Origin of the sequence: Phycicoccus sp. 3266 (assembly GCF_031456495.1) — a bacterium.
Taxonomy (GTDB): Bacteria; Actinomycetota; Actinomycetes; order Actinomycetales; family Dermatophilaceae; genus Pedococcus.
Genome location: NZ_JAVDUW010000001.1, coordinates 1,926,564 through 1,950,889, shown reverse-complemented (window position 1 = coordinate 1,950,889; position 24,326 = coordinate 1,926,564). Strand labels below are relative to the sequence as shown.

General features: G+C 72.6%; 26 protein-coding genes and 1 tRNA gene. 15 read left to right on the top strand and 12 right to left on the bottom strand.

Annotated elements, in window-relative coordinates:
* Window positions 1–30: 30 nt before the first annotated feature.
* Window positions 31–1,365, bottom strand: coding sequence for a 6-phospho-beta-glucosidase (locus J2X64_RS09355; protein ID WP_310152800.1), 1,335 nt, complete (start codon window positions 1,363–1,365; stop codon window positions 31–33).
* 136 nt (window positions 1,366–1,501) lie between these two features.
* Between J2X64_RS09355 and J2X64_RS09350 the strand changes: the two genes are divergently transcribed.
* A complete protein-coding gene (locus tag J2X64_RS09350; protein ID WP_310152798.1) occupies window positions 1,502–2,614 on the top strand; it encodes a PfkB family carbohydrate kinase in 1,113 nt (370 codons plus the stop codon).
* A gap of 27 nt (window positions 2,615–2,641) precedes the next feature.
* Here J2X64_RS09350 and J2X64_RS09345 read toward each other — a convergent pair whose 3' ends face one another.
* A complete protein-coding gene (locus J2X64_RS09345; protein ID WP_310153201.1) occupies window positions 2,642–4,255 on the bottom strand; it encodes a helicase HerA-like domain-containing protein in 1,614 nt (537 codons plus the stop codon).
* Window positions 4,256–4,308: 53 nt separating this feature from the next.
* On the opposite strand from J2X64_RS09345, the gene J2X64_RS09340 reads away from it, so the two are divergent.
* The 6 genes from J2X64_RS09340 (at window position 4,309) to J2X64_RS09315 (ending at window position 9,104) form a co-directional block, all read left to right on the top strand.
* A complete protein-coding gene (locus J2X64_RS09340) occupies window positions 4,309–4,605 on the top strand; it encodes a type II toxin-antitoxin system VapB family antitoxin (RefSeq protein ID WP_310152797.1) in 297 nt (98 codons plus the stop codon).
* Window positions 4,606–4,641: 36 nt separating this feature from the next.
* Entirely contained in the window at window positions 4,642–5,208 is a 567-nt protein-coding gene (locus J2X64_RS09335) for a LytR C-terminal domain-containing protein (protein ID WP_310152796.1), read from the top strand.
* A 118-nt stretch (window positions 5,209–5,326) separates the two neighbouring features.
* Window positions 5,327–6,538: a GAF domain-containing protein gene (locus J2X64_RS09330; protein WP_310152793.1), complete on the top strand. Its 1,212-nt coding sequence runs from the start codon at window positions 5,327–5,329 to the stop codon at window positions 6,536–6,538.
* 104 nt (window positions 6,539–6,642) lie between these two features.
* Window positions 6,643–8,166 (top strand): aldehyde dehydrogenase family protein, encoded by a 1,524-nt coding sequence (locus J2X64_RS09325; protein ID WP_310152791.1) that lies wholly within the window; start codon window positions 6,643–6,645, stop codon window positions 8,164–8,166.
* 4 nt (window positions 8,167–8,170) lie between these two features.
* A complete protein-coding gene (locus J2X64_RS09320) occupies window positions 8,171–8,590 on the top strand; it encodes a DUF779 domain-containing protein (protein WP_310152789.1) in 420 nt (139 codons plus the stop codon).
* Between the two features lie 118 nt (window positions 8,591–8,708).
* Window positions 8,709–9,104 carry a hypothetical protein gene (locus J2X64_RS09315; RefSeq protein WP_310152786.1) on the top strand — a complete coding sequence of 132 codons (396 nt, stop codon included), beginning with the start codon at window positions 8,709–8,711 and terminating at the stop codon, window positions 9,102–9,104.
* 45 nt (window positions 9,105–9,149) lie between these two features.
* Here the strand turns inward: J2X64_RS09315 and J2X64_RS09310 are convergent, their stop codons facing one another.
* The 5 genes from J2X64_RS09310 to J2X64_RS09290 all read right to left on the bottom strand — a co-directional run bounded on the left by J2X64_RS09310 (window position 9,150) and on the right by J2X64_RS09290 (window position 12,239).
* Window positions 9,150–9,506 (bottom strand): SPW repeat protein, encoded by a 357-nt coding sequence (locus J2X64_RS09310; RefSeq protein WP_310152784.1) that lies wholly within the window; start codon window positions 9,504–9,506, stop codon window positions 9,150–9,152.
* Window positions 9,507–9,587: 81 nt separating this feature from the next.
* Window positions 9,588–9,887 (bottom strand): SHOCT domain-containing protein, encoded by a 300-nt coding sequence (locus tag J2X64_RS09305; protein ID WP_310152781.1) that lies wholly within the window; start codon window positions 9,885–9,887, stop codon window positions 9,588–9,590.
* Between the two features lie 120 nt (window positions 9,888–10,007).
* Window positions 10,008–10,676 carry a response regulator transcription factor gene (locus J2X64_RS09300; protein ID WP_310152778.1) on the bottom strand — a complete coding sequence of 223 codons (669 nt, stop codon included), beginning with the start codon at window positions 10,674–10,676 and terminating at the stop codon, window positions 10,008–10,010.
* On the bottom strand, window positions 10,673–11,893 hold the full coding sequence (locus J2X64_RS09295; protein ID WP_310152776.1) for a sensor histidine kinase: 1,221 nt from the start codon (window positions 11,891–11,893) through the stop codon (window positions 10,673–10,675). Before J2X64_RS09295 ends, J2X64_RS09300 begins: the two co-directional genes overlap by 4 nt.
* A gap of 256 nt (window positions 11,894–12,149) precedes the next feature.
* Window positions 12,150–12,239, bottom strand: a tRNA-Ser gene (locus J2X64_RS09290).
* A gap of 170 nt (window positions 12,240–12,409) precedes the next feature.
* Between J2X64_RS09290 and J2X64_RS09285 the strand changes: the two genes are divergently transcribed.
* A complete protein-coding gene (locus J2X64_RS09285) occupies window positions 12,410–13,864 on the top strand; it encodes an MDR family MFS transporter (protein WP_310152773.1) in 1,455 nt (484 codons plus the stop codon).
* A gap of 7 nt (window positions 13,865–13,871) precedes the next feature.
* On the opposite strand, the gene J2X64_RS09280 is transcribed toward J2X64_RS09285, so the two are convergent.
* The 3 genes from J2X64_RS09280 to tadA all read right to left on the bottom strand — a co-directional run bounded on the left by J2X64_RS09280 (window position 13,872) and on the right by tadA (window position 16,117).
* Window positions 13,872–14,903, bottom strand: a complete 1,032-nt coding sequence (locus J2X64_RS09280) for a hypothetical protein (RefSeq protein WP_310152771.1) — start codon at window positions 14,901–14,903, stop codon at window positions 13,872–13,874.
* A gap of 138 nt (window positions 14,904–15,041) precedes the next feature.
* Complete coding sequence (locus J2X64_RS09275; protein ID WP_310152769.1) at window positions 15,042–15,674, bottom strand: DedA family protein; 633 nt, start codon at window positions 15,672–15,674, stop codon at window positions 15,042–15,044.
* Window positions 15,671–16,117, bottom strand: coding sequence for a tRNA adenosine(34) deaminase TadA (tadA, locus tag J2X64_RS09270; RefSeq protein ID WP_310153198.1), 447 nt, complete (start codon window positions 16,115–16,117; stop codon window positions 15,671–15,673). The genes J2X64_RS09275 and tadA overlap by 4 nt, the downstream gene beginning before the upstream one ends.
* 64 nt (window positions 16,118–16,181) lie before the next feature.
* Here tadA and upp point away from each other — a divergent pair, with 64 nt between their 5' ends.
* The 5 genes from upp to J2X64_RS09245 all read left to right on the top strand — a co-directional run bounded on the left by upp (window position 16,182) and on the right by J2X64_RS09245 (window position 20,002).
* Complete coding sequence (upp, locus tag J2X64_RS09265) at window positions 16,182–16,820, top strand: uracil phosphoribosyltransferase (protein WP_310152766.1); 639 nt, start codon at window positions 16,182–16,184, stop codon at window positions 16,818–16,820.
* A gap of 172 nt (window positions 16,821–16,992) precedes the next feature.
* Window positions 16,993–17,160, top strand: a complete 168-nt coding sequence (locus tag J2X64_RS09260; RefSeq protein WP_310152763.1) for a hypothetical protein — start codon at window positions 16,993–16,995, stop codon at window positions 17,158–17,160.
* A 12-nt stretch (window positions 17,161–17,172) separates the two neighbouring features.
* A complete protein-coding gene (locus J2X64_RS09255) occupies window positions 17,173–18,024 on the top strand; it encodes a PH domain-containing protein (RefSeq protein ID WP_310152761.1) in 852 nt (283 codons plus the stop codon).
* A 63-nt stretch (window positions 18,025–18,087) separates the two neighbouring features.
* Complete coding sequence (locus tag J2X64_RS09250) at window positions 18,088–19,596, top strand: amino acid permease (RefSeq protein WP_310152758.1); 1,509 nt, start codon at window positions 18,088–18,090, stop codon at window positions 19,594–19,596.
* 1 nt (window position 19,597) lies between these two features.
* The gene (locus tag J2X64_RS09245) at window positions 19,598–20,002 is read left to right on the top strand and encodes a VOC family protein (protein WP_310152755.1); all 405 of its coding nucleotides are present in this window, start codon (window positions 19,598–19,600) and stop codon (window positions 20,000–20,002) included.
* On the opposite strand, the gene pntB is transcribed toward J2X64_RS09245, so the two are convergent.
* Window positions 19,999–21,384 (bottom strand): Re/Si-specific NAD(P)(+) transhydrogenase subunit beta, encoded by a 1,386-nt coding sequence (gene pntB / locus J2X64_RS09240; protein ID WP_310152753.1) that lies wholly within the window; start codon window positions 21,382–21,384, stop codon window positions 19,999–20,001. The two genes, J2X64_RS09245 and pntB, sit on opposite strands and share 4 nt — an antisense overlap.
* Window positions 21,385–21,390: 6 nt before the next feature.
* The gene (locus J2X64_RS09235; RefSeq protein WP_310152750.1) at window positions 21,391–22,923 is read right to left on the bottom strand and encodes a Re/Si-specific NAD(P)(+) transhydrogenase subunit alpha; all 1,533 of its coding nucleotides are present in this window, start codon (window positions 22,921–22,923) and stop codon (window positions 21,391–21,393) included.
* Window positions 22,924–23,122: 199 nt separating this feature from the next.
* Between J2X64_RS09235 and J2X64_RS09230 the strand changes: the two genes are divergently transcribed.
* Both J2X64_RS09230 and J2X64_RS09225 read left to right on the top strand, forming a co-directional pair.
* A complete protein-coding gene (locus tag J2X64_RS09230) occupies window positions 23,123–24,028 on the top strand; it encodes a sigma-70 family RNA polymerase sigma factor (protein ID WP_310152747.1) in 906 nt (301 codons plus the stop codon).
* Window positions 24,025–24,261, top strand: a complete 237-nt coding sequence (locus tag J2X64_RS09225; RefSeq protein ID WP_310152744.1) for a DUF1059 domain-containing protein — start codon at window positions 24,025–24,027, stop codon at window positions 24,259–24,261. The genes J2X64_RS09230 and J2X64_RS09225 overlap by 4 nt, the downstream gene beginning before the upstream one ends.
* The last annotated feature ends 65 nt before the right edge of the window (window positions 24,262–24,326 follow it).

The window sequence follows — 24,326 nt, the reverse complement described above, 5'->3', positions numbered from 1 at the left end:
CCCGGGCGGCCGACGGTCGACCGCGGTCCGTCACCGGAACAGGTCGGCGACCTCCGGCGTCTGCGCGAGGTGCGCGTCGAGCAGGGCCCGGGCCGAGGTCACCGAGTCGACGAGCGGGTGCAGCGCGAAGGCCTCGAGCGCCGCCGCCTCCGAGCGCTCGAGAACGGCCTCGATCACGAGCCGGTCGACCGCCTTGACCGACTGCATCAGCCCGAGCATGTGCCCCTCCGGCTCGGCGACCGGGTGGGGACGGGGGCCGCCGGCATCCACGGTGCACGGCACCTCGACGACGGCGTCGTGCGGCATACCGGGCACGGCCCCGGCCGACCGCACGTCGAGGACCAGCTCGGCCGGCGCCCCTCCACCGAGGGCTCGCATCAGGGCCAGGGCGACCCCTTCGTACCCGCCGCCCTCGAGGTCGAGCTCGTCACGCGCCTCCCCCTCGGCGCGCGCCTCCTGCAGGTAGGTCGCGTCGCGCTCGGCACGCACGCGCCGCCACGTGGCCAGGGCGTCGGCGGGCGAGCGGGCCACCTCGGCGTAGAACGCCTCCTGCTGGTCGCGCAGGAACTCCCCGCGGGTCTGCCCGGCCGCGCGGAGGGAGGCGACCGCCTCGCGCGTGAAGTAGTAGTAGAAGAGGTACTCGTTGGGGACGGCGCCCAGCGCCCGCAGCCACGGGGCGCCGAACAGCCGGCCCTCCTCGGTGCGCTCGAGGAGCCGGTCGTCGGCGAGCAGCCGGGGCAGGTGGTCGGTGCCGCCCGAGTGCAGGCCCCGCAGCCAGCCGAGGTGGTTGAGCCCGACGTAGTCGACCGTCGTCTCCCCCGGCTCGAGCCCCAGCACGCGCATCGCCCTGCGCGCCAGCGCGACAGGCGAGTCGCAGATGCCGACGACGCGGTCGCCCAGCACGGTCTGCATGGCCTCGGTGACCACGCCGGCGGGGTTGGTGAAGTTGATGACCCAGGCGCCCGGTGCGAGGGCAGCGACGCGGCGTGCCACCTCCAGCGACGCCGGGACGCTGCGGAGGGCGTATGCCACACCGCCGGCGCCCGTCGTCTCCTGGCCGAGCAGGCCGAGGTCCAGCGCCACCCGCTCGTCCACCGTGCGCCCGCGCACGCCACCGACGCGCATCGCCGAGAAGACGACGTCGGTGCCTCGGAGGGCGTCGTCGAGCGTCGGCGCGACGAGAATGCGCGGCGGCCTCACCGCACCGGCAGCCTGCTGCTCCAGGACCGCGACGACCGCGGCGAGGCGGCCGGCGTCCGGGTCGTGGAGGCGCAGCTCGTCGACCCGGTGGTCGGGGTCGGCCAGCAGGGCGCCGTGCACCAGGGGGACGCGGAACCCGCCGCCGCCGAGGATGGTCAGCCTCACCGCAGCAGGCTACCGAGCGCGGGCTCGGCCGAATGTCGGTTGCACCCCTCGCGGCGGCCGCGACACCATGGCGGGACGACCGCGACGGCACCAGCCCGGGACGGCGGGCACGGGTCGCGGCGAGGAGGGAGCAGCCGTGTCCACGGTCCGAGTCTTCGACCCGCTCGCACACCTGCGCGGCGACGGGGACCCCGAGGTGGACGTCTTCCTCCAGGGAATGGTGTTCCTCGACATCATCTTCACCGGCTTGTCCTCGATGCCCAAGAACGGCACCGAGGTGTGGGCCGAGGGCATGGGCTCCTCCCCCGGCGGCATCGCGAACCTGGCCGTCGCGGCATCCCGCCTCGGCCTCAGGACGGCGCTCGGCGCGGCCTTCGGCGACGACGACTACGGCGAGTTCTGCTGGCGCACGCTGGAGGAGCAGGAGGGCGTCGACCTCTCGCGCTCGCGCCGGTACGAGGGCTGGCACTCCCCGGTCACCGTCTCGATCGCGGTGCACGGCGAGCGCCGGATGGTCACGCACGGCCACCAGCCGCCCGAGCCGGCCACCGCCATGATGGGGGTGCCGCCGAGGTCGCGTGCCGTCCTGCTGGACCTGCGCGCGGACGAGCCGCTCGGCGCCGGCCACCCCGACCGCGAGTGGGCCGACAAGGCGCACAAGGACGGCGCCCTCCTCTTCGCGGACGTGGGCTGGGACGCCACGGGGCGGTGGGACCCCTCGGTCCTCGACCAGCTGGCGAGCTGCCACGCCTTCCTGCCCAACGCCGTCGAGGCGATGGCCTACACCCGCACCGAGACGGTCCAGGACGCGCTCTACTGCCTCGCCGACCGGGTGCCGCTGGCCGTCGTGACCAACGGCAAGGACGGCGCCCTGGGCATCGACAACCTCACCGGCGAGGAGGCCGGGGTGCCGGGGCTGCGCGTCAACGCGATCGACCCGACGGGGGCGGGCGACGTCTTCGACGCCGCCGTCACGCTGGGGACCCTGGCCGGCTGGCCGCTCGTGCAGCGGCTCAACTTCGCCAGCCTCTGCTCGGCCCTGGCGGTGCAGGAGTTCGGCGGGTCGCTGGCCGCGCCGGGGTGGGGTGACATCGCCGACTGGTGGCACCGGGTGCGCGACCACGGCACGACGGCCGAGGCCCTCTCGGTGCGCCGGCGCTTCGGGTTCCTCGAGGACCTCGTGCCGGCGACCCCCGCGGGGGCGGTGCACCGCGCGGTGGCGACCATCGCCCGGCGCTCCGACGCCTGACCCGACCCGCGGGCGCGGTGCGGCCGGCTAGCGGGAGCGGCGGGCCGTCCCGAACAGGGACCGGGTGATCTCGCGGCCGATCACCGTGCCGGCCGAGCGCAGGGCGGACTTGAACGCGCGCGACGTCACGACCTGCTCGACGATGCCGGGCTGCTCCTTCGCCGGCTTCGGGGCGCGCGGGGCGGGAGCGGGCACGGGCGTCGACTGGGGAGCCGGGGCCGCGGGCGGAGCGGCGGGGGCCTGCTCCAGCCGCGCGCGGAGCTTCTCGTAGGCCGACTCGCGGTCGACGGCCGTGGCGTACCTCGGGGCGAGGGGTGACCCGGCGACGAGGGCGTCGACCGTCGTGTCGTCGGAGGGTGCCATCAGCGACTGCGGCGCGATCATCCGCGTCCACGCGACCGGCGTGGGGGCACCCTTCTCCGACAGGACGGTCACGACCGCCTCGCCGGTGCCGAGGGAGGTCAGCAGCTCCTCGAGGTCGTAGCCGCTGTGGGGGTAGGTCGACACGGCCGCCTTGAGGGCCTTGGCGTCCTCGGGCGTGTAGGCGCGCAACGCGTGCTGCACGCGGTTCCCGAGCTGGCCCAGCACGCCGCTGGGCACGTCCTTGGGGCTCTGCGTCACGAAGAAGACGCCGACCCCCTTGGAGCGGATGAGGCGCACGGTCTGCTCGATCGCGGTGAGGAACGCCTTGCTCGCGTCCTGGAAGAGCAGGTGCGCCTCGTCGAAGAAGAAGACGAGCTTCGGCTTGTCGGCGTCACCGATCTCGGGCAGGTCGTGGAACAGGTCGGCGAGCAGCCACATGAGGAACGTCGAGAACAGCGCCGGCCGGTCCTGGACCGCCGGCAGCTCCAGGCACGTGACGAGGCCCTTGCCGTCGGCCGCCGTCCGCAGCAGGTCCCTGGTGTCGAACTCCGGCTCGCCGAAGAACGCGTCGGCGCCCTGGTCCGAGAACGCGACGAGCTCGCGCAGGATGACGCCCGCGGTGGCCGAGGACAGGCCGCCGAGCTCCTTGAGGTCGGCCTTGCCCTCGTCGGACGTGAGGAACGAGACGACCTCGCGCAGGTCCTTGACGTCGAGCAGCGCGAGCCCGTTCTTGTCGGCGTAGTGGAAGACCAGGCCCAGGCTGGACTCCTGGGTGTCGTTGAGCCCCAACACCTTCGAGAGCAGGGTCGGGCCGAACGACGTGATCGTGGCGCGGATCGGGATGCCCTTGCCCACCCCTCCCAGCGAGAGGAACTCGGTGGGGTATGCCGTGGGCGTCCAGTCCTGCCCGACGTCCTTGGCGCGCGCCGTGATCCTGTCGTTGGGCTGCCCGGCCGTGGCCATCCCCGACAGGTCGCCCTTGATGTCGGCGAGGAAGACCGGCACGCCCTGGCCGGACAGCTGCTCGGCCATGAGCTGCAGGGTCTTGGTCTTGCCCGTGCCGGTCGCGCCGGCCACGAGCCCGTGACGGTTGAGCGTCGAGAGGGGGATCTTCACCGGGACATCCGCGTGCGCGGTGCCGTCGATGACAGCCGCACCGAAGAGCAGCGCCCCTCCCTCGAACGCGTACCCGGCCCGGATCTCGTCGAGCTGGCTGGACGACTCGGACTTCCCCGCCGCACTGTCGGTCACGTTCGGCACTCTAGTGCGGGACGGCATACCGGGCGCGGTCATCGAAGGCGCGCTCGGGGCTGCGCGCATAGGGTGTCTCGGTGATCTTCAAGAAGGTGGGCGAAGGACGTCCGTACCCGGACCACGGCAAGCAGACCCCGAGGGACTGGGCCGACGTGCCCCCGCGCATGGTGCGCCTCGAGGAGCTCGTCACCACCAAGCGGACCCTCGACCTCGGCCAGCTGCTCGCCGAGGACTCGACCTTCTACGGCGACCTGTTCGCCCACGTCGTCGAGTGGCAGGGCGACCTGTACCTCGAGGACGGCCTCCACCGCGCCCTGCGTGCGGCACTCCAGCAGCGACCTACCCTGCACGCACGGGTCCTCGTGCTTGACTGACCCCACAGCAGTCCGGGACCGGGCGGAGGTGGTGGGGTGAGCTACGTCGAGGCGGGGGCGCCGTCGGACGCCCGTCGTGCCCGTCGCCGTCGTGCCCTCATCACGCTCGGGCTGGTCGCGCTCATGTTGTTCTTCGCCTTCTGGTACGCCTACTCCTACTACCGGGCCGGCGACCACCAGCGGACCGCGGCGAAGCCGGTGTGCACCACCGCGACGGCTGCCCCGCGACCGGCGGACGTGACGGTCAACGTCTACAACGCCACCACCCGCGACGGGCTGGCCAAGAAGACGGCGGCCGAGGTGCGCAAGCGGGGATTCCTCGTGGCGACGGTGTCGAACGACCCGCTGCAGAAGAAGGTCACTGGCACGGCCGAGGTCCGGTACGGGCCCAGCGGGAAGAAGGACGCGGCCCTGGTGCTGCAGCTGGTCAAGGGCGCGAAGGGCGTGCAGGACGCACGGAACGACTCCTCGGTCGACCTCGTGCTCGGCGCCAGGTACAAGGCCCTCGCGCCGCCTGTGAAGCAGGCGCCTACGTCGACCGCCACGACGAAGGGCGCCACGGCGACCAAGCCCGCCACCGCAACGCCGTCCACCGGCTGCTAGGTCGTACTGCTCGGGTCGCCGACGAGAGGGCGACCGTCCGGCGCACCGGCGCGGCCGCCCGACGCCGCCAGCCGAGACGCCCCGTGACACGCGGTCGCCGGCCGCTCACACTGCCGACATGGAGCCCATGACGTCCGTGCGGCCACAGGTCGCCGACTCGTGGCTGCGCTCGGCGGCGGCCGGAGTCGACACCGGCCTCGTCGACGCCCCGATCACGGTCCCGGAGGACGCGCTGCGCGACCTGCGCCAGGCGCACCCGCTGGCCCAGGTCTTCCCCCTGCTGGACGACGTGCTCGGCCGCGCGGCGCGGGAGTGCGACGCGATCATGGCCGTGTCCGACGCCGCCGGCCAGCTGCTCTGGGTCTGCGGGACCCCGAGCGTGCTGCGCCGGGCCGAGGGCATCGGCTTCGTCGAGGGCAGCAACTGGGACGAGCGGGTGGCAGGTACCAACGCGCCGGGGATGGCTCTCGCGCTGGACCAGCCGGTCAACGTGGTGGGCGCCGAGCACTTCCGCCGGAGCGTGCAGCGCTGGAGCTGTGCGGCGACACCGATCCACGACCCCACCGACGCCTCCCTGCTCGGCGTCCTCGACATCACCGGCGGCGCCGAGATCGTCGTGCCGCAGACGATGGCGATGGTGCGGGCCGCGGCGCGCATGGCGGAGGCCGAGCTGGCGCGCGAGCTGCTGGCCCGGGGCGCCGAGCCCGACCCGGCCCTGTCCTCGCGCACCCGGGTGGGGCTGCAGGCACTGGGTCGCGACGAGGCCCTCCTCGTCCTCACGGACGGGCGGCACTCGCGCCGGACGGTGCGGCTCAGCCGCCGGCACGGAGAGATCGTGCTGCTGCTCGCCTCGACCCCGCGGGGCATGTCGGGCGACGAGCTCGCCGTGCTGCTCTACGAGGAGGACGTCTCGCCCTCCACCCTGCGGGCAGAGCTCAACCGGCTCCGCAGCCTGCTCGGGGAGGACCTGCTCGCCTCCCGGCCCTACCGGCTGACGGCCGAGGTGGCGGCGGACTGGCTGGCGGTCGAGGCGCACCTGGCCGCCGGCGACGTCGCCTCGGCACTGCGGGCCTACCGCGGTCCGGTGCTGCCGGCCTCCACCGCGCCCGGCGTCGTCCGGGTGCGGCGCAGCGTCGAGGGCGCGCTGCGACGGGCCGTCCTCGCCAGTCGCGAGCCCGACCTGATGTCGACGTGGACGCGCTCGGCCTGGGGTGCGGACGACTACGAGATGTGGACCGCGCAGCTCTCGGCCCTCACGGCCGCGTCGCCGCTGCGGCCGCTCGTCGCCGGCCAGGTCGCCCGGCTCGACCGCGAGCTCGGAGCCGGCTGACCGGCATACGCCACTGCTCGTGCAACGTGGTCGCAACGTTGCCGTTCCTAGCGTTCTCCACACCCCGCTGACGGGGCACCACCAAGGACGTTGGGAGAACCACCATGACGGTCTACGCACCCCCCGGCACCGAGGGCTCGCTGGTCTCGGTCGAGCCGCGGTACGGGCACTTCATCGGCGGCAACTGGGTCGAGCCCAAGAAGGGCGACTACTTCGAGAACATCTCGCCGGTCAACGGCAAGGCGTTCACCGAGGTCGGCCGGGGCACGGCCGAGGACATCGAGGCCGCGCTGGACGCCGCGCACGCCGCCGCGCCGGCCTGGGGCCGCACGAGTCTGGCCGAGCGGGCGCTGGTCCTCAACCGCATCGCCGACCGGCTCGAGCAGAACCTCGAGATGCTGGCCGTCGCCGAGACGTGGGACAACGGCAAGCCGGTGCGCGAGACCCTGGCCGCCGACCTGCCGCTCGCGGTCGACCACTTCCGCTACTTCGCGGGCGTGCTGCGCGGCCAGGAGGGGTCGAGCTCGGAGATCGACGCCGACACCGTCGCGTACCACTTCCACGAGCCGCTCGGCGTCGTCGCGCAGATCATCCCGTGGAACTTCCCGATCCTCATGGCGACGTGGAAGCTCGCCCCGGCGCTGGCGGCGGGCAACGCCGTGGTGCTCAAGCCGGCCGAGCAGACCCCGTGGTCGATCCTCAAGGTCATCGAGCTGGTCGGCGACCTGCTGCCGGCGGGCGTCCTCAACGTCGTCAACGGCTTCGGGGTCGAGGCCGGCAAGCCGCTCGCGTCCTCGCCGCGGGTCGCCAAGGTCGCGTTCACCGGGGAGACCACGACCGGCCGGCTGATCATGCAGTACGCCAGCCAGAACATCATCCCGGTCACCCTCGAGCTCGGCGGCAAGAGCCCGAACATCTTCTTCGAGGACGTCGCCACGACGTCGGACGCCTTCTACGACAAGGCGCTCGAGGGCTTCACGATGTTCGCGCTCAACCAGGGGGAGGTCTGCACGTGTCCGTCGCGGGCGCTCGTGCAGCGCTCCATCTACTCCGACTTCGTCGGCGACGCGCTCGACCGGGTGGCCAGGGTGAAGCAGGGGAACCCGCTCGACACCGACACCATGATCGGCGCGCAGGCGAGCAACGACCAGCTCGAGAAGATCCTGTCCTACATCGACATCGGCCGGCAGGAGGGCGCGAAGGTCCTCACCGGCGGCGAGCGCAACGTGCTCGACGGCGACCTCGCCGAGGGCTACTACGTGACGCCCACGGTGTTCGAGGGCACCAACGACATGCGGATCTTCCAGGAGGAGATCTTCGGCCCCGTCGTGTCGCTCACCGGCTTCTCCGACGAGGCGGACGCCCTCGAGATCGCCAACGACACGCTCTACGGGCTCGGGGCCGGCGTGTGGACCCGGGACGGGTCCCGGGCCTACCGGGTCGGCCGCGCCATCAAGGCCGGGCGGGTCTGGACGAACTGCTACCACCAGTACCCGGCCCACGCCGCCTTCGGTGGCTACAAGCAGTCCGGCATCGGGCGCGAGAACCACAAGATGATGCTCGACCACTACCAGCAGACCAAGAACCTCTTGGTCTCCTACTCGCCCGACGCGCTCGGCTTCTTCTAGGCCGATGACGACACCCGAGGTACCGACACACGCCCAGCCGGGCACACGGCACACCCGGGTCGACCTGACCGGTGGGGCGGCGGACCTCCTCCGCCGCCTCACCGCCGGGCACGGCCCGCTGATGTTCCACCAGTCCGGCGGGTGCTGCGACGGCAGCGCCCCCATGTGCTACCCGCGCGGGGACTTCCTCACCGGGGACGCCGACGTCCACCTCGGCGACCTGGCGGTCGACGGGGTGCCCGACCCCGTCGGGTTCTGGATGTCGGCCTCGCAGTACGAGTACTGGAAGCACACCCACCTCACCGTCGACGTCGTCGCGGGGCGCGGCAGCGGGTTCTCGGTGGAGGCCCCGGAGGGCGTGCGCTTCCTCATCCGCTCCCGCCTGATGACGCAGGAGGAGCTCGAGGCGTTCGACCTGCTCTGAGGCCGGCACCGGGGCGCTTGCCCCCACCGACTCCGGTATGCCGCGTGAGCGCCCTGGCCGCGCGGCATACCGGGCCGTGGCCGCGCGCCCCCACCGGGGCCGGACGTAGGCTCGGCCCATGATCACGGTCGAGCTCGCCCGGCAGCTCGTCGAGGCCGGCGTGCTGTGGGAGCCCGCGCCCGGCGACCGGTTCACCATCGACCAGCCCAACGTCGTCGGCGAAGTCTTCTGGATCAGCCACCTGACCATCGACGTGCACACGTTCCACGGCCAGCCCCTGCTCGGGTTCAACGGCACGACGGAGTGGGCGCTCGACTCGGTCACCCTCGACACCGCGCTGTGGCTGCCGCGTGAGGACCAGCTGCGCGAGCTGCTCGGCGACCGCCTCACCGCCCTGCGCCGCGAGGACGACGCCTGGGTCGTGGACGTGGTCGACCCGGAGACCGGCCACGCGACGTTCCGCGACGCGGACGTCGAGTGCGCCTACGGCCTGGCGCTGCTCAGCTTCACCTGAGGTGCTGCGCATCCGCCTGCGGCGCAGCGCAGCACCGCTGGGTGGTCAGTGCTGGGCCGCCATGCCTCCGCGGTGGCTGCGCGTGACCTGCAGGTCGGCGGCACCGATGACGACGGTGACGACGCCGGCGATCCACGCCGTCCAGGACATGGCACGCAGGTCCGAGAACCCCATCACCCACGGGGCGATGAAGAACAGCACACCCATGACCGCCATGAGCCCCTCGACGCTCATCATGTCGGGACGGAACATCTCGACGAGAGCGAGGACCGCGGTGACCGCGCCGAGGACGACCATGGTCCAGGTCGCCTTGGTCGTCGTCGTGGTCCAGATGGGGGCCAGTGCGGCGTAGATGCCGACAACGAGCGGGATGATGTCCTGCGGGTGCATCCGGTTTCTCATGTCAACCACCTCTGTGGAGACGTGGTCCGTCGATCCGTGGCGGACCTGACACCCCCATCGTCTGCCCGCGCGGCACCCCGGTCAACGGTCCCGGGACCCCAGGCGCTGCAGGGTGGCGAGGCGACGCTCGTACTCCTGCTCGTCGATCTCGCCGGCCGCGTAGCGCTCGGCCAGCCTCGACTCACCGGCCCGCTGCCCGGACTGGGCGTGGAAGCGCGCCCAGCGGCGGCGGCCGAGGAAGCCGAAGGTCGCGAACAGGGCGATGACGAACAGCAGCCACAGGAGCGGGAAGACCGGCCACCACGGGCCGGGTCCGTTCCAGTGGCCGTTGGCGGCGAGGGCCGCGGTGGGGAGGGCTGCGGTGGAGAGGGCGGTGCCCATGGTGTGCTCCTTGGTCGGGCCGGATGGTTCCTCCATCCTTCGACCGCGGGGCGGCCGGCGAATCCCTCCGCGGGCGACACCTCACCTACCTCCGGCGAGGTATGCCGGGGGCGCCCGTCCTCAGTCGTGCGACCACCCGGGGCGGACCAGGCCGCTCTCGTAGGCGAGGACGACGAGCTGGGCCCGGTCGCGCACCTGGAGCTTGACCATCGCCCTGCTGACGTGGGTCTTGGCGGTCGCCGGGCTGAGGAAGAGCCGGGCCGCGATCTCGTCGTTCGACAGGCCCTCCCCGACGAGCGCCACGACCTCACGCTCGCGCTCGGTGAGGACGTCGAGGTCGGCACGCACCGCTGTCGGCCTGCTCCTCGTGGCGAACTCGCCGATGAGCCGCCGCGTCACGCCGGGCGAGAGCAGGGCGTCGCCGGAGGCGACCGCACGGATGCCGCGCAGCAGCTCCTGCGGCTCGGTGTCCTTGACGAGGAACCCGCTCGCGCCGATGCGGACCGCCTCGAAGACGTACTCGTCGAGGTCGAAGGTCGTGAGCACCACCACGCGCGTGGCGGTCGTGGCGGGGTCCTGCGTGATCGCCCGCGTCGCCGCGAGCCCGTCCGTGCGCGGCATACGGATGTCCATGAGCACGACGTCGGGCGCGGTGCGGCGCACGACCTCGACCGCCTCGGCCCCGTCGGACGCCTCGCCCACCACCTCGATGTCGTCCTCGGCGTCGAGCAGCGCCCGGATGCCCGCTCGGAGCAGGGCCTGGTCGTCGGCGAGCACCACCCGGATCACGGCGTCCCCCCGACGGCGTCGTCGCCCGAGCCCGGACGCGTCGGCAGCACAGCGTCGACGCGCGTGCCGCCCAGGGGCGAGGCGCCGATGACCAGGCTGCCTCCGAGGGCGGAGGCGCGCTCGCGCATGCCGCGGATCCCGTTGCCCACCAATGGCTCGGAGTCGTCGACGCCGCCGTGGCCGTCGTCGTCGACCCGCACCCCCAGCACGCCGTCACCGTAGCGGAGCCGGACCTCCGCGTGGTTGGCCCCGGCGTGCCGGACGACGTTGGTGACGGCCTCCTGCACGATGCGCGTGGCCGCCAGCTCGACCGCGGCGGGGACGGGGCGGGCGGCTCCGTCGACCGTCTTGCGCACCGCCAGGCCGGCGTGGCCGGCGCGCTCGACCATGTCGTCGAGGGCGGACAGCGTCGCGACCGGGGACAGCGGCGCCGGGCGGTCGGGGTCCCGGAGCACGTCGACGAGCGAGCGCAGCTCGGTCAGGGCCTCCTTGCTCGCGTCCCGGATCGCCTCGAGGGCGGGCTCGACGGCCTCCGGCCGCCGGTCGGCCAGATGCAGGGCGACCCCGGCCTGGACGTTGATGAGCGACATGTGGTGGGCGACCACGTCGTGCAGCTCCTGGGCGATCCGCAGCCGCTCCTCGCCCGCCTGCCGCCGCCGCCGTTCCTGGGCGGCCTGTCGGAACGAGGCCGCCCGCTCCGCCCGCCCGCGGACGAGCTCGCCGACCGACAGGAGTACGAGCAGCCAGGCGACCTCACCAGCCAGGGCGACCCAGGACCAGGAGCCGCGGCCGCCGAGGACGCGCCCGCCGGCATCGGCCGCCACGACGACGAGGCCGGCGAGCCACGCCGTCCCCCGGTGCCCCCTCACGACGGCGGCGACCAGCGCCACCGCGAGGCTCAGGAACACCGGTCCGTACGGGTACCCGAGCCCGAGGAACGTCCCGGTCGCCACCGCGACGACGGCCGCCACGGCGCGCGCGTGCCTCGCGACGGACGCCAGCGCGACCGGGCCGACGAGCAGCAGGCCCACGCCGAGGGCGTCGACGCCGTGACGGTCCGGCTGGCCGTGCGCCGCGCCGAAGGTGCCGCCGACCTGCACCAGGGCAGCGACGACCACGAAGAGCGCGCGAGCGGCCGGCGGCGGCCCGGCATACCCCCAGTGCGCGCGGCCCCGCGCCCACGGAGGTCCCCACGGCAGCGGGTCGCGCGCGGTCATGCCGCCAGCGTACGAGCGGTGGGCGCGTCGGGGCGTCGCCCGCAGGCGGCAGCCCCGTCTACTCCCGAGGGCGTATGCCGGGGGCCTCGCCTCCCGGCGGACGGTGTCTCGTCCGCTGGTGGCGGAGGGAGCCGTCGCGCGGGTTCCGGCTCGTTCCTCGCCGGGCCCCGCGCTCCTCCCACATCCCACCTGTCGTCCAGTCCCCACATGCAGCGAGGGCCCCCGCTCGCAAGCTCGCGGGGACCCTCGGTGCATATGGCGGTGGCGGAGGGATTTGAACCCTCGGTGGACTTTCACCCACAAACGCTTTCGAGGCGTTCTCCTTAGGCCGCTCGGACACGCCACCGCCGAGCAGGGTACCCGAGGGGTGGACCGGTTCCGAAATCGCCCCGGCAGCCCCGACGCGAACCCGGGGACGGCCCCGGGCCGGGCCCCGGCGCTGCCCGTCCGCGGTCCGGGACCGGCCCGTGGGACGCCCGGGAATGCGGCGCCCCCGCCGCGGACTTGAACCAGGACGTGACCCCGACGTCCCGTGCTGCCGTCGGCCTGCGCTCCGAGCGCGGCCCCATCCTGCTGGCCCTCATGGTCTCGACGGGCCTCATCGCGATCGACGCGACGATCCTCGCGACCGCGGTGCCGTCGATCGTCCGCGACCTCGGCGGCTTCGCCCAGTTCCCGTGGCTCTTCTCGGTGTACCTGCTCGCCCAGGGCGTCTCGGTCCCGGTGTACGCCAAGCTCGCCGACATCTTCGGCCGCAAGCCCCTCATGCTGCTCGGGATCGGCCTCTTCCTCGCCGGGTCCGTGCTGTGCGGTTTCGCCTGGAGCATGCCGGCCCTGATCGCCTTCCGCGCCGTGCAGGGCCTGGGCGCGGGCGCGGTCCAGCCCATGGCCATCACCATCGCCGGCGACATCTACACGGTGGCGGAGCGGGCGACCACCCAGGGCTACCTCGCCAGCGTGTGGGCGATCTCGTCGGTCGTCGGGCCGACCCTCGGTGGCGTCTTCTCCCAGCTGGGGATCTGGCGCTGGATCTTCTTCGTCAACGTGCCGCTCTGCCTGCTGGCCGCCTTCCTCATCGCGCGCGACTTCCACGAGTCCGTCGAGCGGCGGCCCCACAAGATCGACTACGCCGGGTCGGCCGTGCTGACGGCCGGGATGGCGCTGGTCATCCTCGGCGTCCTCGAGGGCGGACAGGCCTGGGCCTGGTCCTCACCGACGAGCATCGCGGTGTTCGCCGCCGGCGCCGCGCTGCTGGCCCTCTTCCCGTGGATCGAGCGCCGCGCCGCCGAGCCCGTGCTTCCGCTGTGGGTCCTCAGCCGCCGCCTGCTCGTCACCACGACCGCCCTGTCGCTCGGGGTCGGGGTCATCCTCATCGGCCTGACGTCGTTCGTCCCGACGTACCTCGAGAACTCGCTCGGCGTCTCCCCGCTCGTCGGCGGCCTCGCCCTCGCCGCCCTCACGCTCGGCTGGCCCCTCGCCGCGACCGTGTCCGGCCGGCTGTTCTACCTGCGCTGGGGGTTCCGCCCGACCATCCTCATCGGGCTCGCCCTGGTGCTGCTCGGGTCCGCCGCGCTCGCGCTGCTGTCCGCCCACCCCTCGGTCCTCGTCGTCGCCGTCACCTGCTTCGTGGTGGGCATGGGCATGGGCCTGGTGGCGACGCCGTCGCTGATCGCGGCCCAGGCGAGCGTCGAGTGGCACGAGCGCGGCGTGGCGACCGGCACCAACATGTTCGCGCGGTCCATCGGCAGCGCCCTGGGCGCCGCCGTCTTCGGCGCCGTCGCGAACGCCGTGGTCGCGTCCACCGGTCGCCCCGAGACCGACCCCGGCACCGCCACGTCCTCCGGCCGGGCCGTCTTCGTCGCCGTGGTGGTGGCCGCGGCCCTCACGGTGGCCGCCGGCGTGCTCATGCCGAAGGTCCGGGCGGACACGCAACCGGCCCCGGCCCGCGAGGCGGAGCCGGAGCCGGCCTGAGCACTGCTCAGCTCGTGTAGGGCACCCGCTCCCAGCTCAGGACGCGGTCGGCGCCCGGTCGGTTGACGGTGACCTTGAGCCAGTCCCGGTTGTTGTCCGAGCCGTCGACGGTGATCCGCTGGAGGTTGGACGCGGACCCGGTGACCCCGTAGCGGTCGAGCCACACCGAGCCGGGCGCCAGGGGCCGGTCGTAGTTGTAGACGTGCGAGTCGCCGTTGACGAGGTAGACGTCGCCGTCGAAGGCCGAGGCCTCGTCGACGAGCGCCTGCACCAGCGGTGTGAACGCCGAGATGTCGTCGGGAGCCGGCGTGTAGGTCGGGTCGAACATGTCGGCCTGCTGGAGCACGACGACGGCCCGGTCATGCCGCTGCCGCGCCTCGGCGAAGGTGTTGCGCAGCAGCGCGATCGACGCATCCATCCGCGCCCGCTCCTCGGCCACCTGCTCCGCGGTCGCGGTCGTCTGGCCGATCCCGGTCCACGGCTGCAGGTCGTTGTTCGAGCCGACGACGTGCAGCGCGGCGAAGTCGACGCCGTCGCGCCGCAGCGAGACGTTCTCGGGGAACGCCGGGTCGGCGACCGACACCCTGGCCGGTACCCCGAGGGTCGTGCCCGGGTGGTCGAAGAAGACCGAGCGGTCGAAGGCCAGCCGCTCGAGCGGGTTGTAGGCGCCATTGTTGGCGCGGTGGCAGTCGGTCCACTCGTTGTCGCCGGGGGTGTAGACGAGCGGGTCGGTGAACCGGTCGAACTGCGCGCGGATCATCCGGTAGTACGCGTCGTCGCAGCGGGTCGAGCCGTTCTTGATGTCGCCGACGTGGAAGGCGAGGGAGACGTCGGGGTCGGCGTTGATCTGGTCGACCCAGCCGGGAAACTTCGCGACCTGGGTGGCGCCGTAGGGCACGTCACCGATCACGGCGAAGCTCTCGTGGCCGGGCTTGGACTGCCCGTCGGCGGCCTGCGCAGGACCTGACGAGAGGGCGGTGGCGGCGAGGGCGGCCATGACGGCCGTGGCGGCGAGGGTGCGGGGGCGGGTGCGACGCATGGGAGCTCCTGTCGAGGGGGACGACCGTGTTCTCCCGCGCCGAGGTGAACACCGGGTCCCCGCCCGGGCGACGAACAGGTGAACTCGTGGACGTCACCGCCGGCGGCGCTCCAGGCCTCCGCGCCGCGGGTATGCCGTTCAGCCGGCCGAGCGGGCGCGCTCCCGGCGGCGACGCCGCACCACGACGACCACCACCGCCACGAGGACGATGACGCCGACCACCACGGCCGCACCCGTCCCGAGCCACTTCTCCACACGGCGGTAGGACTCCCCGGCGAGGTAGCCGCCGGTGACGGCGGTCGCGCCCCAGGCGATGCCACCGACGGCGTTCCACGGCAGGAACATGCGGTACGGCATACCGCTCAGGCCGGCGAGCGCCGGCATGACCGCACGGAAGAACGCGGTCCAGCGGCCGAGGAAGACGGCCGAGCCGCCCCGGCGCCGCAGGAAGTCCTGCGCATCGTCGAGCCGCTTGCGCCGGCGCCGCAACACCGACAGCTGCAGCACCCGGGGACCGAAGTGCTTGCCGATCTCGTACCCCACCGAGTCGCCCACGACCGCGCACAGGATGACGATGACCAGCACCACCGGGAACGACGTGTGGCCGATGCTGGCCGTCACGCCGCCGATGATCGCGAGCGTCTCGCCGGGCAGGACGAAGCCCACGAACAGGGCGTCCTCGGCGAACACGACGAGGCCGACGATGAGGTAGACCAGCCACGGAGGGGCACCGAGGACCGTGTCGACCAGGCTGCTGACGAGTCCGCTCACGACCGGGCTGCCTCTCGGTGGCTGGTGAAGAAGTCGAGCAGCAGGGCCGAGCACTCCTGCTCGCGCACCCCGCCGACGACCTCGACGAAGTGGTTGGCCCGCCGGTCCCGGACCAGGTCCCACACCGAGCCCGTCGCGCCCAGCTTCGGGTCCCAGGCGCCCAGCACGAGCCGGTCCACCCGGGACAGGAGCAGCGCGCCCGCACACATGGGGCAGGGCTCCAGGGTCACGACGAGGGTGCACCCCTCCAGCCGCCACTCCCCCCGGCGCGCGGCGGCCTCGCGCAGCGCCACCACCTCGGCGTGCGCCGTCGGGTCGTGCTCGACCTCGCGCAGGTTCCGGCCGCGTCCGACCACCTCACCGGCTGCGTCCACGACGACCGCGCCCACGGGCACGTCGCCCTCCAGGGCGGCCTGCGCCGCGAGGTCGAGTGCCTCGCCCATCCACGCGGCATACCTGCCGTCGGGCGCCGGGCCGCGGGTGGAGGTCACGCGCTAAGTTTCGCCTATGCGCGTCCACGTTGCCGACCACCCCCTCATCACGCACAAGCTGACCTACCTGCGTGACAAGCGGACGGACAGCCCCACCTTCCGGCGGCTGACCGAGGAGCTGGTGACCCTGCTCGCGTACGAGGCGACCCGGGACGTGCGCGTCGAGCCGTTCGACATCGAGACCCCCGTCGCGCCCACCACGGGGATCAAGCTGTCCAACCCCAAGCCGCTCATCGTGCCGATCCTGCGCGCCGGGCTCGGGATGCTCGAGGGCATGGTGCGGCTGCTGCCGAGCGCCGAGGTCGGCTTCCTGGGCATGCAGCGCAACGAGGAGACGCTCGAGGCCATCACCTACGCGAACCGCCTGCCCGACGACCTGCGCGGCCGCCAGTGCTACGTCGTCGACCCCATGCTCGCGACCGGCGGCACCCTCGCCGACGCCATCCGCTACCTCGCCGACCGGGGCGCGGACGACATCACGGCCGTGTGCCTGCTGGCCACCCCCGAGGGCGTCAAGCACGTCGAGGAGTCGCTCGCCGACCTCGACATCCCGGTCACCATCGTCACCGGCGCCATGGACGAGCGGCTCAACGACAAGGGCTACATCGTCCCGGGGCTCGGCGACGCGGGCGACCGCCTCTACGGCCTGGTCTGACCGCACCGGGTTCCGGCCCGGGCCCGACCACCGCGTCACGGCCCCCGCCCGACCCACCGGACTCGGCCGAACGGGCCTGGCGCGCCTCCACCGAACGGACGACCCCGTCGGGCACGATGGGATGGAGGTGTGCCCGCTCGGGCGGACCGGTCCCCACGCCCGAGGAGTGTCCATGCAGCGCGCAAAGAAGATCCTGGTCTGGGTCCTCGTCGCGTTCGCCGCCTACGCGATCATCACGTCCCCGCACCAGGCCGCCGACATCGTCAAGACGTCCGGCTCGATCCTCGCCGACGGGGCCCGGGGCATCGGAACCTTCTTCGACTCGCTCCTCGGCCGGTAGCAGGCCGCGGCCGTGAGCCTCCCCGAGCCCGGCCCCCTGGCCCAGCCGCGCCGGCACGCCGAGCTCGACCGGTACCTGCTCGACGGCGAGCGGCTCGTCACGGCGGTCCACCAGCACTGGGGCAAGGTGGCCGAGCCGGTCGGCAGCGTCCTCGTCGGCGCGGTGCTCGCGCTGTGGCTCGACGCGCGGATCCCGGCGTCGGTCGGGTGGGTGGCCACCGGCATGTGGTGGCTCTGGTTCGCCCTGGTGGCGCGGATGACCTACCGCGTGGCCGAGTGGCGGCACGACTGGTTCGTCGCGACCGACAAGCGCCTGCTCCTCTTCTACGGCTTCATCACCCGCAAGGTGGCGATGATGCCGCTCATGAAGGTCACGGACATGTCCTACGAGCGGTCGGTCCCCGGCCGGCTGCTGGGCTACGGCCGCTTCGTCATGGAGTCCGCCGGCCAGGAACAGGCCCTGCACGAGGTCAACTGGGTCCCCCAGCCCGACCACAACTACCGCGTCATCTGCGCGGAGATGTTCCGTGGCTCCGGGCGCGACCAGGGCCGCGGCGCCCCGTGGGGCGGTCCCGGCCAGCCGTGGGACGAACAGTGGGACGAGCCGCCGCCGCAGGAACCGTGGGTGGACGAGCCGTGGACCGAGCCGGTGCCGGTCCGCGCGGACCTGCCCGACCCGTACGCGGGCTGGAACTCCCCGCGGCACACCCCGGCGCACCCCGCGGCGGGGGACCCCGGCCCGTCGAGCGGCGACCAGGGCGACACCCTCTACCGCTCGCCCGACCTGCGGGCCCGCGACCGCAGCGCCGACACCGGGCCGATCCCCCTGCGTCGTCGCCGCGCCCGGGAGGACGACGAGCGCTAGCGTGGTCGGCCAACCGGGGCACGACGCCGTCGCCCCGCCGCCGAGCCACTGGAGGTCGTGCCCATGTCCGTGATGCGGACCAAGTCGGTCGAACAGTCCATCAGCGAGACCGACGACCCGGAGTTCGCCCTCAAGAAGAGCCTGTCGTGGCTCGACCTGACGGTGTTCGGCATCGGCGTCATCATCGGTGCCGGCATCTTCACGTTCACCGGCAAGGCCGCGCAGGCGTATGCCGGGCCGGCGATCACGATCTCGTTCGTCGTGGCCGCAGTCGTCTGCGGCCTCGCCGCCCTGTGCTACGCCGAGTTCGCGTCGACCGTGCCGGTGTCGGGCTCGGCCTACACGTTCTCGTACGCGTCGCTCGGCGAGATCGTGGCGTGGATCATCGGCTGGGACCTGCTGCTCGAGCTGGCGCTCGGCGCGGGCGTGGTGTCGCAGGGCTGGTCCTCCTACGCGAACCTGCTGCTCAACGACGTCGGGATCCACCTGCCCTCGTCCCTGGCGCCGCTCACCAAGGACAACCCGGGCGGGCAGTTCAACCTCCTGGCGTTCCTGCTCGTCGCGGTCCTCACCGCGCTCGTCGCGTGGGGCATCAAGGAGTCGATGCGGGTCAACCTCGTGCTCGTCGCGATCAAGCTCTTCATCGTGCTGTTCGTCATCGTCGCGGGAATCGCGTACATCAAGACGGCGAACTACACCCCGTTCGTGCCGCCGGCCAAGGCGGGCGAGTCCGCGTCCGGGCTCACCCAGCCGCTCATCCAGGCGTTGCTCGGCTTCACCCCGTCGACGTACGGCCTCGGCGGCATCTTCGCCGGCGCCGGCATCGTCTTCTTCGCCTACATCGGCTTCGACGTGGTCGCCACCACCGCCGAGGAGGCCAAGAACCCGCAGCGCGACCTGCCGATCGGCATCATCGCCTCGCTCGTGATCTGCACGATCCTCTACGTCGCCGTCGCCTTCGTCATCACCGGCATGGTCAAGTACGACAAGATCGACCCGGACGCCGCCCTCGCCACTGCCTTCAAGGACGTCGGCAAGTCGGCGTACGCGACGGTCATCTCGTGCGGCGCGGTCGCCGGCCTCACGACGGTCGTGATGACGCTCATCATCGGCGCGACCCGGGTGCTGTTCGCCATGTGCCGCGACCGGCTCCTGCCCTCCGGCCTCGGCCGCACGAACCCCCGCACCGGCACCCCGATCCGGATCACCGTGCTCGTCGGCGCCATCGTCGCGGTCATCGCGGGGTACGTCGGCAACCACGTCGACCTCGAGGAGATGGTGAACATCGGCACGCTGGCCGCGTTCACCCTCGTCTCGCTCGCGGTGCCGATCCTGCGCCGGCGCCGTCCGGACATCCAGCGCGCCTTCCGGGTGCCGCTGTCGCCGTGGCTGCCCGGTTTCGCGGCGCTGGCCTCGCTGTACCTCATGCTCAACCTGTCGGTCGAGACCTGGATCCGCTTCCTCGTCTGGATGGCCCTCGGGTTCGTCATCTACTTCGCGTACAGCTACCGGAACAGCCGCCTCGCCGGCCGGGCCCGCGAGGGTGAGGTCCCCAGCCTGTCCGGCACCTGACATGCACCTGTCGGTCGTCCTCGACTGCCTCGACGCCCAGGCCCTGACACCGTTCTGGTCCGCGGCGATGGGCTACCGCGTCGCCTCCGAGCTGCCCGGCTTCGTCGTCCTGCGCCCCGACGAGGGCGAGCCGAGGGGCCCGGTGTTCATCCTCCAGCAGGTCCCGGAGGACCGGCGCGGCAAGAACCGCATGCACGTCGACGTCCACCCGCCGCTCGACCTGGGGCTGCCCGGGCTGGTCTCGCGGCTGGAGGACCTCGGCGGCCGGCGGCTCGGGGACCCGGTCGTCGACCTGCTCGAGACCGTGGGCGTCTGGTGGCAGGTCATGGCCGACCCCGAGGGCAACGAGCTCTGCGTGGTCGCCGAGCCCGGCCACCCGGGGCCGCAGGAGTGGTCCGACCGCTAGAGCGCCTTGATGATGTCCTCGACGCGCTCCTTGGCGTCGCCGAAGAGCATCGCGCTGTTCTCCTTGAAGAACAACGGGTTCTGCACCCCGGCATACCCCGTCGCCATGGACCGCTTGAAGACGACCACGTTGCGCGCCTTCCAGACCTCCAGCACCGGCATGCCCGCGATGGGGCTGGACGGCTCCTCGGACGCTGACGGGTTCACGGTGTCGTTGGCGCCGATGACGAGGACGACGTCGGTGTCGGGGAAGTCGTCGTTGACCTCGTCCATCTCGAGCACGATGTCGTAGGGCACCTTCGCCTCGGCGAGCAGGACGTTCATGTGCCCGGGCAGGCGGCCGGCGACCGGGTGGATGCCGAACCGGACGTTGACGCCCTTCTTGCGCAGCTGGCTGGTGAGCTCCGCGACGGGGTACTGCGCCTGGGCCACCGCCATGCCGTAGCCCGGGGTGATGACCACGGACGACGCGTCGCGCAGCAGCTCGGCGACGTCCTCGGCGGTGGTCTCGCGGTGCTCGCCGTAGTCGGTGTCGGCGCCGACCGCGACCTCCTGGCCGAACCCGCCCGCGATCACCGAGAAGAACGAACGGTTCATCGCCCGGCACATGATGTAGCTGAGGATCGCACCGGAGGAGCCGACGAGGGCGCCGGTGACGATGAGCAGGTCGTTGCCGAGCATGAAGCCGGCGGCGGCCGCGGCCCAGCCGGAGTAGCTGTTGAGCATCGACACCACGACCGGCATGTCGCCGCCGCCGATGGAGGCGACGAGGTGCCAGCCGAAGGCCAGCGCGATGACCGTCATGACCAGCAGCGGGACGATGGACCCGGACACCACGAACCACACCAGCAGGCCGGCCGAGACGACCAGGGCCGCCAGGTTGAGCCAGTGGCGGGCCGGCAGCATCAGCGGCGAGGACTTGATCCGCGCCGACAGCTTGAGGAACGCCACGATCGACCCGGTGAAGGTGACGGCGCCGATGAAAACGCCGAGGAACACCTCGACGAGGTGGATGGTCTCGCCCGTCCCGGCCTCGCCACCCTCGGCGAACGAGTTGAAGCCGACGAGCACCGCGGCGAGGCCGACGAACGAGTGCAGCATCGCGACGAGCTCGGGCATCTGGGTCATCTCGACGACGCGCGCCCGCCACAGCCCGATCGAGCCGCCGACCGCCATGGCCACGAGGACCAGCAGGATCGTGACGAGGGCGTTCTCCGACCGCGACGCCGAGAGCCAGAGGGTGGCCACCAGCGCAATCACCATGCCGGCGATGCCGAACGCGTTGCCCTCCTTGGCCTTCTCGTGCTTCGAGAGCCCGGCGAGGGAGAGGACGAAGAGGACGGCCGAGACGATGTATGCCGCCTGCACCACGTTGTCGGTCATGGCGCCTCAGTCCTTCCGGAACATCTGGAGCATGCGGCCGGTCACCGCGAAGCCACCGAAGATATTGATGCTCGCGATGACGATGCCGACCAGGGCGATGGTGCGCACGACCGCGTCGCCGCTGCCGACCTGCAGGATCGCGCCGACGAGGATGATGCCGCTGATCGCGTTGGTCTCCGACATCAGCGGCGTGTGCAGGGCGTGGGCGACGTTGGAGATGACGTAGAACCCGACGATGACGGCGAGCGCGAAGACGGTGAAGTGGCCGAGGAACACCGACGGGGAGTTCGCGGCGACGAGGCCGAACAGGACCGCGGCCAGAGCCATCACGGCATACCGGCGCCGGGGGTCCGGTGGTGGCTTGGGGGCCGCGGGTTCGGGCGCCTTCGCGGCGGGCGCCGCGGGTACGGCGCTCACCTGCACCGGGGGCGGCGGCCACAGGGTCTCACCGTCGCGGCAGACGGTCATGCCGCGCTGGACGACGTCGTCGAGGTCGAGGACGACGCGGCCGTCCTTGCCGGGGGTGAGGAGCTTGAGCAGGTTGACGAGGTTGGTGCCGTAGAGCTGGCTGGCCTGGGTCGGCAACCGCCCGGGGAGGTCGGTGTAGCCGATGATCCTGACGCCGTTCGCCGTCGTCACGAGCTGGTCGGCGACGGCGCCGGCGACGTTGCCACCGTTGGCGGCTGCCATGTCGACCACGACCGACCCGGGCTTCATCGTGGCGACCATCTCCTCGGTGATGAGGCGGGGCGCGGGCCGGCCGGGGATGAGGGCGGTGGTGATGACGATGTCGACCTCGCGGACCTGCTGGGCGTAGAGCTCGGCGGCCTTGCGGTTGAAGTCCTCGCCCATCTCCTTGGCGTAGCCGGTCGCCGACGGGCCCTCGTCCTCGACGTCGATCCGCAGGAACGTCGCGCCCATCGACTCGACCTGCTCGCCGACCTCGGAGCGGGCGTCGAACGCGCGCACCACGGCGCCGAGGCTGTTGGCCGTGCCTATGGCGGCGAGCCCCGCGACACCGGCACCCACGACGAGCACCGTTGCGGGCGGCACCTTGCCCGCCGCGGTGACCTGGCCGGTGAACAGCGAGCCGAACTCGTGCGCCGCCTCGATGACCGCGCGGTAGCCGCCGATGTTCGCCATGGACGAGAGGACGTCGAGCGACTGCGCCCGGGAGATGCGCGGGACGGCATCCATCGCGAGCGCGGTGACGCCGGCGGCCGTGAGCTGCTCGACGAGGTCGGGGCGCAGCGCCGGCGACAGCAGGCAGGCGAGGAGGGTGCCCGCCTGCAGGCGTGCGACCTCGGCCTCGTCCGGGGCGTTGACCTTGAGTACCACGTCGGAGGCCCACGCCTCGTCGGCGCCGACGCAGGTGGCGCCGGCGGCGGCATACGCCTCGTCGGGGAAGGAGGCACGCGTGCCGGCACCCCGCTCGACGACGACGTCGTACCCGAGGCCGACGAGCTGCCCGACCGTCTTGGGCGTGGCGGCGACCCGGGTCTCACCCGGCTTGGACTCCGCAGGGACACCGATCCGCACTGTTGCTCCCGTCGTTGGAAGGCCGTGACGCGCCCAAACCTATGGGCTGGGCGTCCGAGAGTGGCGGCTTTGTGAGCACGGTCGCGTGCCGCGTCCACGGTCCGGACGTCGTGGGACGCCGCTCAGCCCCACGCCGTCACATCCGCGGCACGTGGTGCGTCGGTGGGGTGACAGCGTCGTTTCGTGGAAGGGTCGGGTCGTGGACCGGACGGAGATCTTCGTGGCCGAGCGGCCGCGGCTGGTGGGGCTCGCTGCCCGGGTGCTGACCGACCCGGCCGAGGCGGAGGACGTGGTCCAGCAGGCGTGGCTGCGGCTGGACGCCGCCGGCGGCGACATCGAGAACCTGCCCGCCTGGCTGACCACCGTGACGACGCGCCTGTGCCTCGACCGGCTGCGGGCCCGGCGCTCGGTGCCCGTGCCCGAGGTCGAGGTGGTCGAGCGGGCCCCCGACCCCGCGGACGACGTGGTGCTCGCCGACACCGTCGGGGTGGCCCTGCAGGTCGTCCTCGACCGGCTGACGCCGCAGGAGCGGGTGGCGTTCGTCCTGCACGACACGTTCGGCTTCGAGTTCGCCACGATCGCCGCGGTGCTCGACAGCACCCCGGCGGCAGCGCGCAAGCTCGCCTCCCGCGCGCGGGCCAAGGTGCGCCAGCCCGCGGCGGAGGACGCGCTGGCCGACTGGGAGGTCGTCGACGCGTTCCTGTCCGCTGCGCGGCAGGGGGACTTCACCCGGCTCGTGCAGCTGCTGGCCCCGGACGCCGTGGTGACTGCGGACGACGCCGCAGTGCTCGCCGGGACGCCCCAGCGGATCGAGGGGCGCGAGGAGGTTGCGACCTTCTTCAACGGGTCGGCGAAGTCGGCCCTGCCCGTCCTCGTCGACGACCGTCCCGGCGCCGCCTGGTACCTGCAGGGCGAGGCCAAGGTGCTGTTCGACTTCACCCTCGTCGACGGCCTCGTCACCGAGATCACGTTCCGCGCCGAGCCGGAGGTGCTCTCGCGGGTGACGCGTCGCGAGGCAGTCACACTTCCGCCGTCCGGGACGTCATCCAGGCAGAAGGACCACGCACCCGACACCAAGGCCACCCGGCCGGAGGAGAAGCGATGAAGACCATGACCTGCCGCCAGCTCGGCGGCCCCTGCGAGCTCGAGCACCGCGGCGAGACCGCCGACGAGGTCATCAAGGCCCAGGACCGGCACCTCCGGGACGCCGAGAGGGCGGGCGACGCGGCCCACCTGCCGGCCCGCGAGGACATGAAGGGCCGCTGGCGCCACCCGAAGCGGTCGCTCGGCTGGTACCGCGACGCCAAGGCGACCTTCGCGGCCCTGCCCGAGTCGTAGGCGGACACCCCCGCAGGCCAGCGACGACGAAGCCCCCACCCGAGACAGTCGGGCGGGGGCTTCGT